The 12,949-nt window shown below is 60.1% G+C and carries 13 protein-coding genes and 1 riboswitch; of the genes, 10 read left to right on the top strand and 3 right to left on the bottom strand.

The window, feature by feature from the left end; genetic code table 11:
* The first annotated feature begins 8 nt into the window (after positions 1-8).
* Positions 9-215, top strand: a riboswitch (cobalamin riboswitch).
* Positions 216-251: 36 nt separating this feature from the next.
* From ACR0LY_RS00275 to ACR0LY_RS00265, 3 genes are all read left to right on the top strand, one after another.
* A complete protein-coding gene (locus ACR0LY_RS00275; protein ID WP_170349258.1) occupies positions 252-422 on the top strand; it encodes a CbtB domain-containing protein in 171 nt (56 codons plus the stop codon).
* 4 nt (positions 423-426) lie between these two features.
* The gene (locus tag ACR0LY_RS00270; RefSeq protein ID WP_170349259.1) at positions 427-1,125 is read left to right on the top strand and encodes a CbtA family protein; all 699 of its coding nucleotides are present in this window, start codon (positions 427-429) and stop codon (positions 1,123-1,125) included.
* A gap of 66 nt (positions 1,126-1,191) precedes the next feature.
* The gene (locus ACR0LY_RS00265; RefSeq protein WP_170349260.1) at positions 1,192-1,686 is read left to right on the top strand and encodes a hypothetical protein; all 495 of its coding nucleotides are present in this window, start codon (positions 1,192-1,194) and stop codon (positions 1,684-1,686) included.
* Here ACR0LY_RS00265 and ACR0LY_RS00260 read toward each other — a convergent pair.
* A complete protein-coding gene (locus ACR0LY_RS00260; RefSeq protein ID WP_170349261.1) occupies positions 1,683-2,027 on the bottom strand; it encodes a DUF1636 family protein in 345 nt (114 codons plus the stop codon). The genes ACR0LY_RS00265 and ACR0LY_RS00260 overlap by 4 nt on opposite strands.
* A gap of 141 nt (positions 2,028-2,168) precedes the next feature.
* Here ACR0LY_RS00260 and ACR0LY_RS00255 point away from each other — a divergent pair, with 141 nt between their 5' ends.
* The 7 genes from ACR0LY_RS00255 (at position 2,169) to mdoH (ending at position 11,660) form a co-directional block, all read left to right on the top strand.
* Positions 2,169-2,627, top strand: a complete 459-nt coding sequence (locus ACR0LY_RS00255; RefSeq protein WP_170349262.1) for a DUF302 domain-containing protein — start codon at positions 2,169-2,171, stop codon at positions 2,625-2,627.
* Between the two features lie 79 nt (positions 2,628-2,706).
* Positions 2,707-4,326, top strand: coding sequence for a thiamine pyrophosphate-binding protein (locus ACR0LY_RS00250; RefSeq protein WP_170349263.1), 1,620 nt, complete (start codon positions 2,707-2,709; stop codon positions 4,324-4,326).
* Positions 4,313-5,497, top strand: coding sequence for a CaiB/BaiF CoA transferase family protein (locus ACR0LY_RS00245; protein ID WP_170349264.1), 1,185 nt, complete (start codon positions 4,313-4,315; stop codon positions 5,495-5,497). The genes ACR0LY_RS00250 and ACR0LY_RS00245 overlap by 14 nt, the downstream gene beginning before the upstream one ends.
* Before the next feature lie 181 nt (positions 5,498-5,678).
* Positions 5,679-7,049 carry a tetratricopeptide repeat protein gene (locus ACR0LY_RS00240; RefSeq protein ID WP_170349265.1) on the top strand — a complete coding sequence of 457 codons (1,371 nt, stop codon included), beginning with the start codon at positions 5,679-5,681 and terminating at the stop codon, positions 7,047-7,049.
* 32 nt (positions 7,050-7,081) lie between these two features.
* Positions 7,082-8,299: an OpgC family protein gene (locus tag ACR0LY_RS00235; RefSeq protein ID WP_170349266.1), complete on the top strand. Its 1,218-nt coding sequence runs from the start codon at positions 7,082-7,084 to the stop codon at positions 8,297-8,299.
* Positions 8,296-9,795, top strand: a complete 1,500-nt coding sequence (locus tag ACR0LY_RS00230; protein ID WP_170349267.1) for an OpgD/OpgG family glucan biosynthesis protein — start codon at positions 8,296-8,298, stop codon at positions 9,793-9,795. Before ACR0LY_RS00235 ends, ACR0LY_RS00230 begins: the two co-directional genes overlap by 4 nt.
* Positions 9,792-11,660 (top strand): glucans biosynthesis glucosyltransferase MdoH, encoded by a 1,869-nt coding sequence (gene mdoH, locus ACR0LY_RS00225; protein ID WP_170349268.1) that lies wholly within the window; start codon positions 9,792-9,794, stop codon positions 11,658-11,660. Before ACR0LY_RS00230 ends, mdoH begins: the two co-directional genes overlap by 4 nt.
* On the opposite strand, the gene ACR0LY_RS00220 is transcribed toward mdoH, so the two are convergent.
* Both ACR0LY_RS00220 and ACR0LY_RS00215 read right to left on the bottom strand, forming a co-directional pair.
* Complete coding sequence (locus tag ACR0LY_RS00220; protein WP_170349269.1) at positions 11,661-12,476, bottom strand: CE1 family esterase; 816 nt, start codon at positions 12,474-12,476, stop codon at positions 11,661-11,663.
* Positions 12,473-12,946, bottom strand: a complete 474-nt coding sequence (locus ACR0LY_RS00215) for a rhodanese-like domain-containing protein (RefSeq protein ID WP_170349270.1) — start codon at positions 12,944-12,946, stop codon at positions 12,473-12,475. The genes ACR0LY_RS00220 and ACR0LY_RS00215 overlap by 4 nt, the downstream gene beginning before the upstream one ends.
* Positions 12,947-12,949: the final 3 nt, after the last annotated feature.

The following is a 12,949-nucleotide window of genomic DNA, read 5'->3' as shown; positions in this document are numbered from 1 at the left end:
ATCATAGAGGCTAAATGAACGCGTCTGGTCCTGCCGGAGACATCCGGATGCTAAGAGGGAATGTGGTGCGACTGCCATGGCAGCCAAATCCACAGCCGCCCCCGCGACTGTAAGCGGAGAGCCCCTGTTCAACCAGCCACTCCTGTTCTCAGGGGGAAGGCGAACAGAGGCATCGACCCGCAAGCCAGGAGACCTGCCAGGCGACAATTGAAACACCGGTCGTCGGGTGCGGCGGCAAAGGAGAATAAAAGATGGCAACACAAACGCAAACAGCATCCGCCTCGCGCGCTGGTATCCTTCCGGTCATGTTCGCGGTGGTACTGGGTCTGGGTATCATCACCCTGACCGGTCACGTACAGGCCGCGGCGCTGCATGACGCAGCACACGACGTGCGCCACGCGACCGGCTTCCCCTGCCACTAAGACCATGTTCAGTCGTATACTGACCAGCGCGTTGTTCGCTGGTGCTGCAGCGGGGCTGATAGCCGCCTTGCTGCAGTTGGTCTTTGTGCAACCTGTTTTGTTGCACGCAGAGCTGTACGAATCCGGTGAGTTGGTGCACTTCGGAGCCGAATCCGTTTCGGCGCATCCCGAATTGCCGGGCATGTTCTCGGAACTGACCCGTGACGCGCTGAGCGTCATTTTCACCATGCTGACCTATACCGGTTACGCGCTGCTGATGGTTGCTCTGATGTCCGTGGCCGAAGGCCAGGGCCACACGATTGATGGCCGCACCGGCGTGCTTTGGGGTCTGGCTGGGTTCATCGCCTTTCATCTGGCGCCTGGCTTTACCCTGGCACCAGAGGTGCCTGGTGTAGCGGCAGCTGACGTCTATGCCCGACAGGTCTGGTGGTTTGCCACTGTTGGTGCTGCGCTTGTTGCGCTGTGGTTGATTGCGTTTGGCGGCAACCTGATCAGCTATGTGATCGCAGCAGCCCTGTTGCTGGCACCCCATCTGATCGGTGCGCCCGAACCGGATGTGTTCACCGGCCCCGTCCCGACCGAGATCGGCGCTCTGTTCGCCGCTCGCGCCTTTGGCATTGGTCTGGTGGCCTGGGTTCTGGTTGGCGCCTTTGCCGGGTATTTCTGGCAAAGCGAAGGCAAACGCGTCGAAGCAGCGGCCTGATCCTCTTATGTAATGACGCGCCGGGTTCTGCCCGGCGCGTTTCTTTTTGCCCAAAAGGAAAGAAAAATGGCACGCTCACTTGCCCTTTTTGCAATCGGCCTTGTGTTCGGTGGTGGTGCTGGTTTTGTGCTGGCGGCAGCCAATGGCGCCACGTTTGACGGCCACGATCATGGCGATCCGTCCCATCACGGCGGCGCGCATGCCGAAGCGATGGCCCATGACCATTCGACCACGGTAAACCTGCCCGCAGGGGCGGACGCCCCCAGCGTTGCAATCGCGCTGACCCAGGACCCGATGGCCGGGTGGAACCTGCACGTCATGCCGCAGAATTTCCGGTTTGCCCCAGAAAACGCGTCAACAGCCGACGTAGACGGCGAAGGCCACGCGCATGTTTACATCAATGGCGAGAAACTGGCCCGGCTCTACGGCAACTGGATACACATCCCCGACCTTCCGAAGGGAGAGGTCGAGGTTTCGGTTTCGCTGAACGCAAACAGCCACAGCGCACTGACGGTCGACAACGTACCGGTCAGCGCTGCCGTGACCGTTCAGGTCGATTAAAGCGCCGGTATCCGCGCGCGCAAACACATCCGAAGTCGCCCGCAGGGTCGGGCGTCTTCGATCCAACCTGCGGGACTGTCCAAATAGGCTTTGCAGGTCGCGACGATGTCTTCGGCATCGGTAACGATATCGACCCCCGAAAACACGTAAGACGCCCGTCCTGCGGCCTGCAATGCCAATGCGGTCGGCTCAGCGCAGCCACTGAAACAGGCGTGATCCGAGATGACGACCCGGCCATTCAGCCCTGCACGCACCAGCGCGTCATCCACGGCCTGCCTCTCGGCCACTCGGTCACGCGTTCCCGCACAACTGCTGCAAATCAATAGGCGTATCGGGTCCACGTGTGGCCTCGTGTTTGATGGTTTGCATGTTTCTGCGGCTTTCTAGACGTCGGCGCAATCCTGAATACGCACGGAAATGTGCGTGCGCGGAACTCGGATTTCTGGCATCACTCAGACAGTCACATTGAACGAGGCACCGTCATGCGCACGCTTTTGGGTTTGCTCTGTCTTCTCGCCCTGCCTGTCCGGGCCGAGGAACCATTGTCGGGTTGGGCAGTGTATCCAACCGTCAAAAGCTATGAAGAACTGGTCGCGGATACGAAGGCTGCGGTGAAGGAAAACGGGTTGATCGTGGTCACGCAGGCTGGTCCGACCAAGGCGGCTGCAGCCCGTGGCATCACTATACCCGGCAATCTGGTGATCGGTGCCTTCAACAACGACTATGCCGTGCGCGTTCTGGAAACCTCTGTCAGTGCAATGATCGAAGCGCCGATTCGCTTTTACGTGACTGAGAACGACGACGGCACCGCCACCCTGTCCTACAAAACGCCCAGCTTTGTCTTTGCCCCCTATGTGTACGAGGGCGGAGAGCCTTTGCGCGATATTGCCCAAGAACTTGACACAAAGTTTCAGTCAGTGGCGGAATCCGCAGCCAAATAGTCACACTGACGTGAACCTGCTTGCGTCTGGCTACGTCCTCCGCAATCTGCTGAGCAACGAAAACTTCGGAGCATAACGAATGCAGGACCTCTCCCCCCGCGCGGCTGACCTTTTGGCCCAAAGACTGTACGAGGCCGGATGCCGCCACGCTTTTGGCATGCCAGGCGGAGAGGTTCTGACGCTGGTGGATGCTCTGGAACAGGCTGGGATCACCTTTCACCTGACCAAACACGAAAACGCCGCCGGCTTCATGGCCGAGGCGGTTCACCACCGTGATGGCGCGCCTGCCATTCTGGTGGCCACACTGGGCCCCGGCGCAATGAATGGAATCAACGTTGTTGCCAACGCGCTGCAGGACCGGGTGCCGATGATTGTTCTGACCGGCTGCGTCGATGCGGATGAGGCGCTGACCTACACCCATCAGGTGATGGATCACGCGCAGGTTTACCACTCAATCACCAAGGGAACGTTCACACTAACGGCACAGGGCGCAGATGTCGTTGCGGACAAAGCGGTTTCGCTGGCCACGCAGCCCCGCCCCGGTCCGGTTCACATCGACGTGCCGATCTCGGTCGCGGATACGCGCGTATCCGGGGTCAAACGCCGCCGTCTGGTCAAACCCGCTGCTGTAGCACCTGAAGGGAACTGTGTTGAGAAAGCCCGCCGCTGGGTGGCCGAGGCCGAACGCCCCATCGCGATCGTGGGTCTGGACGTGCTTTATGACGACTCGCGCAATGTGGTTCAGGCGTTTCTGGAACATTTCAACATCCCCTTCGTGACCACCTACAAAGCTAAGGGCGTCGTGCCCGAGGATCATCCATTGTGCCTGGGCGGCGCAGGTTTGTCGCCCTTGGCCGACAAGCATCTGGTGCCGTTGGTCAAACAATCCGATCTGGTGTTGTGTCTGGGGTATGACCCGATCGAAATGCGCCCTGGCTGGCGCGAGATCTGGGACCCCGAGGAAAAGCGCGTCATCGATATCTCGGCCGTCGTCAACGATCATTACATGCATCAAGCCGGGTTGAATCTGGTCGCCCACACGGGCGCCACGCTAGAAGCCATCGCCAAGGGGAACCCCGCCCGCGCGACGTGGCCGGGTGGTGAACCCGCGCAGGTTAAAGCCGCACTGGCGCAGGCCTTCCCCGCGGATGATGACTGGGGCCCGGCGGCCGTGATCGCCGAATCCCGCGCCGCCCTGCCCGCTGATACGCTGGCCACCGCTGACAGCGGCGCGCATCGCATCCTGCTGAGCCAGATGTGGGAGTGCCACGAAGAACGCGGGCTGATCCAATCCTCGGCCCTGTGTACCATGGGCTGCGCCGTACCGATGGCCATTGGTCTGAAACTGGCAGAGCCTGACCGCCCGGTCATCAGTTTCTCGGGCGATGCTGGTTTTCTGATGGTTGCCGGAGAGCTGTCGACCGCAGCCGAGATGGGCTGCAATCCGATTTTTCTGGTCTTTGTCGACGCCAGTCTTGCGCTGATCGAGTTGAAACAGCGCCAGCGTCAGATGGGCAATATGGGCGTGGATTTCGACCGCCACGACTTTGCCGCCATGGGGCAAGCCTTTGGTGGCTATGGACATACCGTCCGCAACCGCGCAGAACTGCGGTCGGCGCTGGAGCAGGCGGTCAAAGCCGACCGCTTTACCGTCATCGCTGCAGAAATCGAGCGTGGAGGATATGATGGCCGGATCTGAGGGACCGCTGAAAGGCGTCAAGGTGCTGGATCTCAGCCGCATTCTGGCTGGGCCAACCTGTACGCAGCTGCTGGGCGATTTGGGCGCCAACGTAATCAAGATCGAAAACCCGGCCAGTGGCGGCGATGATACCCGGCAATGGGGCCCTCCTTACGTTGAAGACGCTCAGGGCAACCGCTCGGACTTGAGTGCGTATTTCATGTCGGCCAACCGCAACAAGAAATCCGTCGCCATCGACATCACTACGCCCGAAGGCCAGGCTGAAATCAAACGGCTGGCATCGCATGCCGATATCCTGATCGAGAATTTCAAACCCGGCGGGCTGGCGAAATACGGGCTGGATTACGCCACGCTATCGCCGGAGTTCCCGAGCCTCGTCTATTGCTCGATCTCGGGCTATGGCCAGACCGGGCCGAATGCGTCCAAGCCCGGCTATGACCTGATGGCGCAAGGTTATGGCGGGATCATGTCGCTGACCGGCGACCCCGAAGGCGCACCGATGAAGGTGGGTGTTGGCATCGCTGATGTGATGTGCGGAATGTATGCCTGCGTTGGCATTCTAGCCGCTCTGCACCACCGGGATCAAACCGGCGAAGGCCAGCAGATCGACCTGGCATTGGTCGACTCACAAGTTGCCTGGTTGATCAACGAGGGCGTCAATTACCTGACCTCGGGCAATGTTCCGCAACGGCGGGGCAACGGGCATCCCAACATTGTGCCTTATGACGTTTACGAAACTTCGGATGGCCATGTGATTCTGGCCGTGGGCAATGACGGACAGTTCCGCCGTTTCTGCGACTTTATCGGGCGGCCCGAGCTGGCCGATGATCCGCGCTTTGCCACCAACCCGGCGCGCCTGGAAAATCGCGACGCTTTGAACGCAGTTCTGCGCCCGGCGGTTCAAGCCCATGACACTGCCACCGTCATCGCCGAGCTGGAAGACCGCAAAGTACCCGTCGGCCCGGTGCGGACTTTGGATCAGGTTTTTGCCTCGGATCAGGTCGCGGCTCGACAAATGCAGATCGCCATGCAGGCAGCACCAGGGCCGGTGCAGCTGATCGGGAATCCGCTGAAATTGTCACGCACTCCGGTCACCTATCGCGCTGCCCCGCCCGAATTCGGGGCGGACACTCAGGCCGTTTTGAACGCCAAAAATCCATTCGAAGATTGAAACACTGTGTCCGTTTCGGCGGCATGTTGCTGAAACATGCCGTTGAATCGGCGGTTTTTTTCACGTTTTACACACACGGCTTTTCACCAATTCGAGAGCAGAGGCGATACTGATACGACGCCGTCAGAGTCTCTGCTACATCGAATAGTGTAGAAAATTAAAATTGGATCGGACCAATCGCATGAAACAGGATGTTTTCGGACAGATGAACACCCTCAGCCATTCGGCAAGCGTCGAGGCGTGGAACGGTGTTCTGCTTGGGTTCATGGCGCATGCGGCCATTACTCCGCAACATCTGGGCAAGGTGCTGGAGCTTGAGCCCGACTTTGCCCTGGGTCACGCCATCAAGGGGCTGTTCATGGTTCTGCTGGGCCGGCGTGAGATGACGGCGGTCGCGGTCGAGGCCCTGTCAGAGGCCAAAGCCGCGATGGAACGGCAACCGATCTCTGAACGTGAGCGCATGTATGTCGAGGCGCTTGGCCTGTATCTGGAAGATCTGCCCTCGCAGGCGATTCAAAAATTTGAGCAGATTCTGCGCTCCCATCCGCAGGATACTCTGGCGATGAAACTCAGCCACGCAACCCGGTTCGTTCTAGGTGACCCGACCGGTATGCGCCGGTCAATCGAGCGGGTCTTGGCCGCTTATGAACCGGATCACCCAGGACGTGGCTATCTTCTGGGCTGTCACGCTTTCGCGTTGGAGGAAACGGGCGAATACCAAAAGGCCGAGATTGCCGGACGCCAAGCCCTTTGGATGGTTTCGGATGATGCCTGGGGTCTGCATGCGGTGGCCCACGTGCACGAGATGCAGGGCAATGCGCAATTGGGTCTGGACTGGTTGGCCGGACGCGAGGACGCTTGGACCCATTGCAACAACTTCCGCTATCACGTCTGGTGGCACAAGGCACTGATGCATCTGGACCTGGGTCAGGTCGACCAGGTGATGGAGCTGTACGATACCCACGTTCGCCAGGACAAAACGGACGATTACCGCGATATCTCGAACGCGACCTCACTGCTGTCGCGCCTAGAGCTGGAAGGCGTCGACGTAGGCAATCGCTGGGAAGAGCTGGCCGATCTCAGCGCGGCCCGGACCGAGGATGGCTGCGTGGTCTTCGCCGACCTTCACTATCTGCTGGCTTTGACTGGTGATAACCGCAACGAAGCGACCAGCAAAATGTTGCAGCGCATCCAGAAAGACGCGCAACGCAATCAAGGCGATACTCCGGTCCGCATGTCCGACCCGGGTATTGCAGCCTCCAAAGGGCTTGAGGCTTTTGGTGAGGGGCAGTACGCCGCCGCATTCGACTTTTTGTCGAGCGCGCGCAATGGCATGCAACTGGTAGGTGGCAGCCACGCCCAACGTGATGTATTCGAGCGCATCACCATTGATTCGGGCCTGCGCGCGGGCCGTCTGGATGCTGTCGAGCGCATCTTGGACGATCGCCGCGCCAAACGGGCCGGAGGCGAGGACAATTACGCACTTGCGCGCCGCGCATTGATCGACGCGGCCCGCGACAACGGAGACGCACAAAGCGTCCCGGCTGAATAACAAAAACAAAGACCAAGAAGGACAGAACACGTATGGCGACTGCATCGCCCGCTTCTGATTTTGCGCCTGTGGCCGCCTCGGCGGCCGCCCCTGCCCGTGTGCGTGATCCGCGCCTGGATTTTTACCGCGGCATCGCGATGTTCATCATCCTGATCGCACATATCCCCAATGACCCCTGGGCCAAATGGATCCCCGCGCGGTTCGGCTTTTCCGACGCAACCGAAATTTTCGTGTTCTGTTCCGGCATGGCCTCGGCCATCGCTTTTGGCGGGGCGTTCCTGCGCAAGGGCTGGTGGTTGGGCACCGCCCGCGTGGCGTTCCGCATCTGGCAGGTCTACTGGGCACATATCGCACTGTTCTTCTTTGTCGCCATGTCCATGGCCGCGCTGAATGAAAGCGGATTGTTCGAGAAAAACTATATCTCTTCGCTGAATCTGCAGCATTTCTTTAACGATCCTGCACCGCAGATTGTCGGGCTGTTCACCCTGACCTACGTGCCTAATTACTTCGATATCCTGCCGATGTATCTGGTGGTTCTGGCGATGATGCCGCTGGTCATGGGCCTGTCGCGGATTGGGTTCTGGGCGGTTGCCTTGGCCTCAGTCACGCTGTGGCTCGTGGCGCAGACCGACATTCTGGACTTGCCGGCCGAGCCGTGGTCGGATCGACAGTGGTTCTTCAACCCCTTTGGTTGGCAGCTGCTGTTCTTCACCGGCTTTGCATTCATGCGCGGCTGGATTCCCGCCCCCCCGGTCTCGAAAACGCTGATCTGGGCAGCGGCGCTGTTCCTGATCTTCTCGATGCCGTTTGGCTCATGGAAAGTGTTCACCTGGATCAACGCAGCAGCCCCCGATCTGGCCGACGAAATCCGAAAAGTTTGGCCCGTTACTAAAGAGTTCCGCGACAAGACCGATTTTGGCCTGTTCCGGTATCTGCACTTCCTGTCGCTGGCTTATCTGGGCTGGGTCGTTGCGGGAGAACACGGCCATCGCCTGATCGCCACCGGTCACGGCGCGGCGGCCAAAATTTGGCAATTCCTGCTGACCGTGATCACCAAAGTCGGGCAGCAATCGCTGGCGGTTTTCGTTTTTTCCATGGCAGCAGCACGGCTTATCGGCGTCGGACTGGACCTGAGTGGGCGGGATGTTGCCAGTGTGTTCATCGCTAACATGATTGGCTTTGCGATGATCATCGGGGTGGCATACATGGCCGCTTGGTTCAAATCACAACCTTGGAAGTCAAAGAAATGAATTTTACACGTCGTGCATTTCTGGCCTCGACTTCGGCGCTTGCCTTTGCGCCTGCCACATTTGCCACCGGCGGGGAAACCCCCTTTGACCGCAATGACGTCATCGCGATGGCCCGGGATCTTGCCAGCCGCCCCTATGCGGAACGCGAAATGGTGCCCCAGGAATGGCAGGACCTGACCTATCAGCAATACCGCTCGATCCGGTTCCGTCTGGACCGGGCGCTGTGGTTTGGAACCGAGACGCCCTTTAACGTCGATTTCTTCACACCCGGCTTATACTTCCCGCGCACCGTCAAGGTGTCGACGGTCGAGGATGGTTTCGCAACGCCGGTCGCGTTTGATCTGAGCATGTTCGACAAATCCGAGGATGTGCCTGAACTTCCGATCGACGACACGCTGGGCTTTTCCGGTTTGCGCCTACGCACCGAGATGCACCGCCCCGGCAAAACCGACGAGTTCTGCGTCTGGCAGGGTGCCAGCTATTTCCGCGCCATCGGCCTGCACGAGGTTTACGGCCTCTCCGCCCGTGGTCTGGCGCTGAAAACCGGCGATCCGGATGGTGAGGAATTCCCCGAATTCATCCGCTTCTGGCTGGAGCGCCCAAAACCCGGCCAGCGTGACATGGTGGTTCACGCGCTGATGGACAGCCCCAGCGTGACAGGTGCCTATCGGTTCAACGTCACCGCAGGCGCGGATTGCGTCATGGATATCGAGGCCACCCTGTTCCCGCGCGAAGAGCTAACACATGTCGGAATCGCGCCGGGCACTTCGATGTTCTTGTTCGACCAGACCAATCACAGCCGGTTCGACGATTTCCGCCCCGCCGTCCACGACAGCGACGGTCTGCTGATCCGCAACGGTGCCGGAGAAGTTTTGTGGCGACCGTTGGCGAACCCGACGCGTCTGCAGATTTCGTCCTTCGTTGACATGAACCCACGCGGGTTCGGCCTGATGCAGCGGAAACGCGAGTTCTCGGACTACGCGGATCTTGAGGCGAATTACCACAAACGCCCCGGTCTTTGGGTCGAACCGAAGGGCGACTGGGGCAAAGGTACTGTAACGCTGGTTGAGATTCCGGCAGATCAGGAAATCTATGACAACATCGTCGCCTATTGGCGCCCGATGGAGCCTTATGCAGCGGGCAGCCAGGTCGACCTGTCCTACCGTCTGATCTGGGGGGACGAGCCGCAGCGCACGCCGATGCCGCGCGTGATCAACACCGCCATGGGTGAAAACACCTTTGGAGAAGGGCGCCTGGCCGTCATCGACTTTGAACCGTCTGAGTTGTTCGAAGACCCCGAGGCGATGACGATCTTCGTCAACTCACCCCACGCCGAAACGTCCGAGGGTGTGCTGCAACGCAACCCCGATACCGGCGGGCTGCGTCTGGCCTTTTCCTTCCAGCCGGGCGACCGGAACCACGTGGAACTGCGCGCGCAGTTGCTGAAAGACAAACAGCCTGCCTCTGAGGTCTGGCTCTACCGTTGGACCGTATGACCGAAGACTTGCATATCATGCCGCCCGAGGCACCGCTGGCCATGCCCGCGCAAGATTTCAGCGCGGGCTTCCGTGACGCGCAAGTGCCCGAGGGTCAGCGCCCCTCGGCCGGGTTTTGGCGCGCCTTGGCGTTTTCGCCTGCGATGGCCGCGACTTTAGGCCTGCTGTGGGTAATGAGCGACTGGTTTGGGGCCGAAGGGATCAACCTGATCGAAGCCATCCTGCTGTCGCTGATCTCGTTCAACTTCTTCTGGATTTCCTTCACGGTCTGTACCGTGCTGCTAGGCATGGTTTCCCTGTCGCGGCAGGAACAGCCCAAACGCGAGGGCCGTCCACAGCCCTTGCGCGTGGCACTGTTGATGCCGGTTTATAACGAGGTGCCGTGGAACGTGCTGGGCAATGCCCGCACGATGCTCGAGGATTTGCAGGCGCGGGGTGGTCAACACTACTATGCCATGTTCATCCTGTCAGACACCCGCGACCCAGAGATCGCAGCACAGGAACAGGCCAGTATCGAGGCGCTGCGAACGACGCTGGCCCCGGGTCTGGAACTGTATTACCGCCGTCGCGAAGAAAACACGGACCGCAAGGTCGGTAACATCGCCGACTGGGTCAGCCGTTGGGGCGCGGATTGGGATGCGATGTTGGTGCTGGATGCCGACAGTCTGATGACGGGCCGTGCCATCCTGCGCCTGACGGATTCACTGGCGCGCGATTCTGGCGCGGGCCTGATCCAAAGTTATCCGCAACTGATCGGCGCGCAATCGGTCTTTGCCCGGATGCAGCAGTTTGCCAACGGCGTGTATGGCATTGCATTCGCCGAAGGTCTGGCGCGCTGGTGTGGACAAGAGGGCAACTATTGGGGTCACAACGCGATTATCCGCACCAAGGCCTTCGCCAATTGCGCTGGTCTACCGAAACTGCTCAGCCTGAATGGTCAGGAAACACTGATCATGAGCCACGATTTCGTCGAGGCCGGTCTGATGCGTCGCGCCGGTTGGGGCGTGCGGTTCCTGCCGCGCATCCGCGGCTCGTACGAGGAAACACCGCCCACACTGATCGACCATGCGCTGCGCGACCGTCGCTGGTGCCAGGGCAACCTGCAGCACCTGAAGCTGCTGGGGTCTGCCGGGTTCCGGGCAGTGTCGCGGTTCCACATGTTCCACGGGGCGGTGGGCTATCTAATGTCGCCGCTGTGGTTCGCCTTGCTGGTAATGTGGGCGCTGATCGGTCAGGGCGAGGATGCCTCGGTCCTGCATTATTTCAGCCCCGACAACCCGCTGTTCCCGCAATGGCCCGAGATGTCGGAAACCCGCCATGTGCTGATCATTCTGGTAATGTATGCGATGTTGCTGGCCCCCAAGGTGCTGGGCGTTCTGGCGCTGCCCCTCAGCGGAGTGCGCTATGCGGATTTCGGCGGTGGTTCCAAATTCCTGACGTCGTTTCTGGCCGAGGTCATCCTGTCGATCCTTTACGCTCCGATCCTGATGGTGCAACAGATGATCGCAGTATTCCGGACGGCGCTTGGTCTGCAAAAAGGTTGGTCCCCGCAGGCGCGGGATGGTGGCAGCTATAGCCTGCAAACGCTGGTCCTGTGCCACATGCTGGAAACCATCAGCGGCATCGCATTGAGTGTGGGTATCCTGTCCGGTCTGGTGTCGATCTGGCTAGCCCCGATTGCCGTCAGCCTTGCGCTGGCGATCCCCCTGTCCGCACTCAGCGGTGTGTCGGCTGGTACCGCGCGGCGCATGGTCGGGATGAAAGAGGATTTTCACGAGCCCGCCATCACGCGATCCGCCCGGCGTCATCGCAACGAGCTGAAGCGCCTGATTGAGGGTAAGACGGTCATGACCCCTGCCGAGTGATTAGCCGCCCGGCAGGCCTTCGTACCAGTCCACCATCATGTCCGCCCAACCCTTGGGCACTGAGTGGCCACCGGGAAACAGCGCGAATTCCAGCATGCCGCCTTCGGCACACCCACTCCATCTGCGTCGCATGAACTGGCCGGTGGTTGAAAAACCGCTGGGCTTGGTATCGACGCATTCATTGGCAACCCGCCAGATTTCCAGCCCGGCAAAGATATCGCCTTGATGGAACCGGCCACCGCCCAGAATGCGTCCTTCTAACGGCACCACATTGTCGGTCCAGCCGTGGGTGTGGAACATCCGTACCGGACCTTCGCAGCTTTCGGGATGCGGTCGCCAGAAACCGCCAGACACCGGTACATAGGCCGAAAACGTATCGGGTGCCGCGCAGGCCAGGTAATACACCATGAACGCCCCGGCCGAGAAACCGCCCAGAACCACCCGATCCGCGTCCACACCGAAACGGTCCGAGGCATCCTGTACCGCTTCGGTCAGAAAGGCGGCTTCATCCCGCCCCTCCCAACCTGGAAAGAAGTTCCAGCTTTGGCGGCCATTTCGTTCTGACCCTTCGGGGGCCATGACCGCATAACCGCGCGCCAGCAAAGGCTCGACCATGCTGCGGTTTTTCAAAGTACCGGTTGCCGAACCCCCATAGCCATGCAGAAAGACAACCAACGGTGGGTTATCCGCTACGGGCAATTCGATGTGGTACCCACCCGAAGCCGTCTCACACATGCCTTCCTGATCGGCACAAGCCGCCAACCCCGCCTGCCCGGCGAATGTCAAACCCGCTGCCAAGGAAAATGCCCGGATCATCCTGTCTCTCCTGTATTGTGTTCAACCGGCAAACCGGCCCGTACCCATCCCGGCCCTGCGGCGGACCCCAGCATACCCTCTGGGACGTCAATGATGTTTGTGAACCCTGCCTCGGTCAATCTGTTGCTCAGCCGAGCCGACCTGACCCCACGCGCGCAAATCAATGCAACAGGCGCGTTCCGATCACCGCCGGTCAGCTGTGCCAGCGCCTGTTCGAAATCATCGCGGCGCATATCCAACGGATGCGCCCCCTGGCCAACGCCCGTGGTCTGCCATTCCCGCGGCGTGCGAATGTCGACCAACAACACATCCCCAGACACCGCTTGCTGATACGCGTCCTGAACACTCAGCCTGTCACCCGCGTAATCTTGCGGGATCAAACGATATTCCCGAACAGCAAAGCCAGCAACGATGGCGGCGCCACCGCCCAACAGAACCCATCGGCGTGTTCGGTTTGCTTTGTCTGCCACGCA

This window comes from Ruegeria sp. BC5 (assembly GCF_056539205.1).
This window is presented reverse-complemented; position numbering and strand designations above follow the sequence as displayed.

What these genes read in the sequence shown, in the direction of transcription:
- ACR0LY_RS00275 (WP_170349258.1), top strand. Translation starts at nt 252, where the DNA reads ATGGCAACACAAACGCAAACAGCATCCGCCTCGCGCGCTGGTATCCTT.
- ACR0LY_RS00270 (WP_170349259.1), top strand. Translation starts at nt 427, where the DNA reads ATGTTCAGTCGTATACTGACCAGCGCGTTGTTCGCTGGTGCTGCAGCG.
- ACR0LY_RS00265 (WP_170349260.1), top strand. Translation starts at nt 1,192, where the DNA reads ATGGCACGCTCACTTGCCCTTTTTGCAATCGGCCTTGTGTTCGGTGGT.
- ACR0LY_RS00255 (WP_170349262.1), top strand. Translation starts at nt 2,169, where the DNA reads ATGCGCACGCTTTTGGGTTTGCTCTGTCTTCTCGCCCTGCCTGTCCGG.
- ACR0LY_RS00250 (WP_170349263.1), top strand. Translation starts at nt 2,707, where the DNA reads ATGCAGGACCTCTCCCCCCGCGCGGCTGACCTTTTGGCCCAAAGACTG.
- ACR0LY_RS00245 (WP_170349264.1), top strand. Translation starts at nt 4,313, where the DNA reads ATGGCCGGATCTGAGGGACCGCTGAAAGGCGTCAAGGTGCTGGATCTC.
- ACR0LY_RS00240 (WP_170349265.1), top strand. Translation starts at nt 5,679, where the DNA reads ATGAAACAGGATGTTTTCGGACAGATGAACACCCTCAGCCATTCGGCA.
- ACR0LY_RS00235 (WP_170349266.1), top strand. Translation starts at nt 7,082, where the DNA reads ATGGCGACTGCATCGCCCGCTTCTGATTTTGCGCCTGTGGCCGCCTCG.
- ACR0LY_RS00230 (WP_170349267.1), top strand. Translation starts at nt 8,296, where the DNA reads ATGAATTTTACACGTCGTGCATTTCTGGCCTCGACTTCGGCGCTTGCC.
- mdoH (WP_170349268.1), top strand. Translation starts at nt 9,792, where the DNA reads ATGACCGAAGACTTGCATATCATGCCGCCCGAGGCACCGCTGGCCATG.
- ACR0LY_RS00220 (WP_170349269.1), bottom strand. Translation starts at nt 12,476, where the DNA reads ATGATCCGGGCATTTTCCTTGGCAGCGGGTTTGACATTCGCCGGGCAG.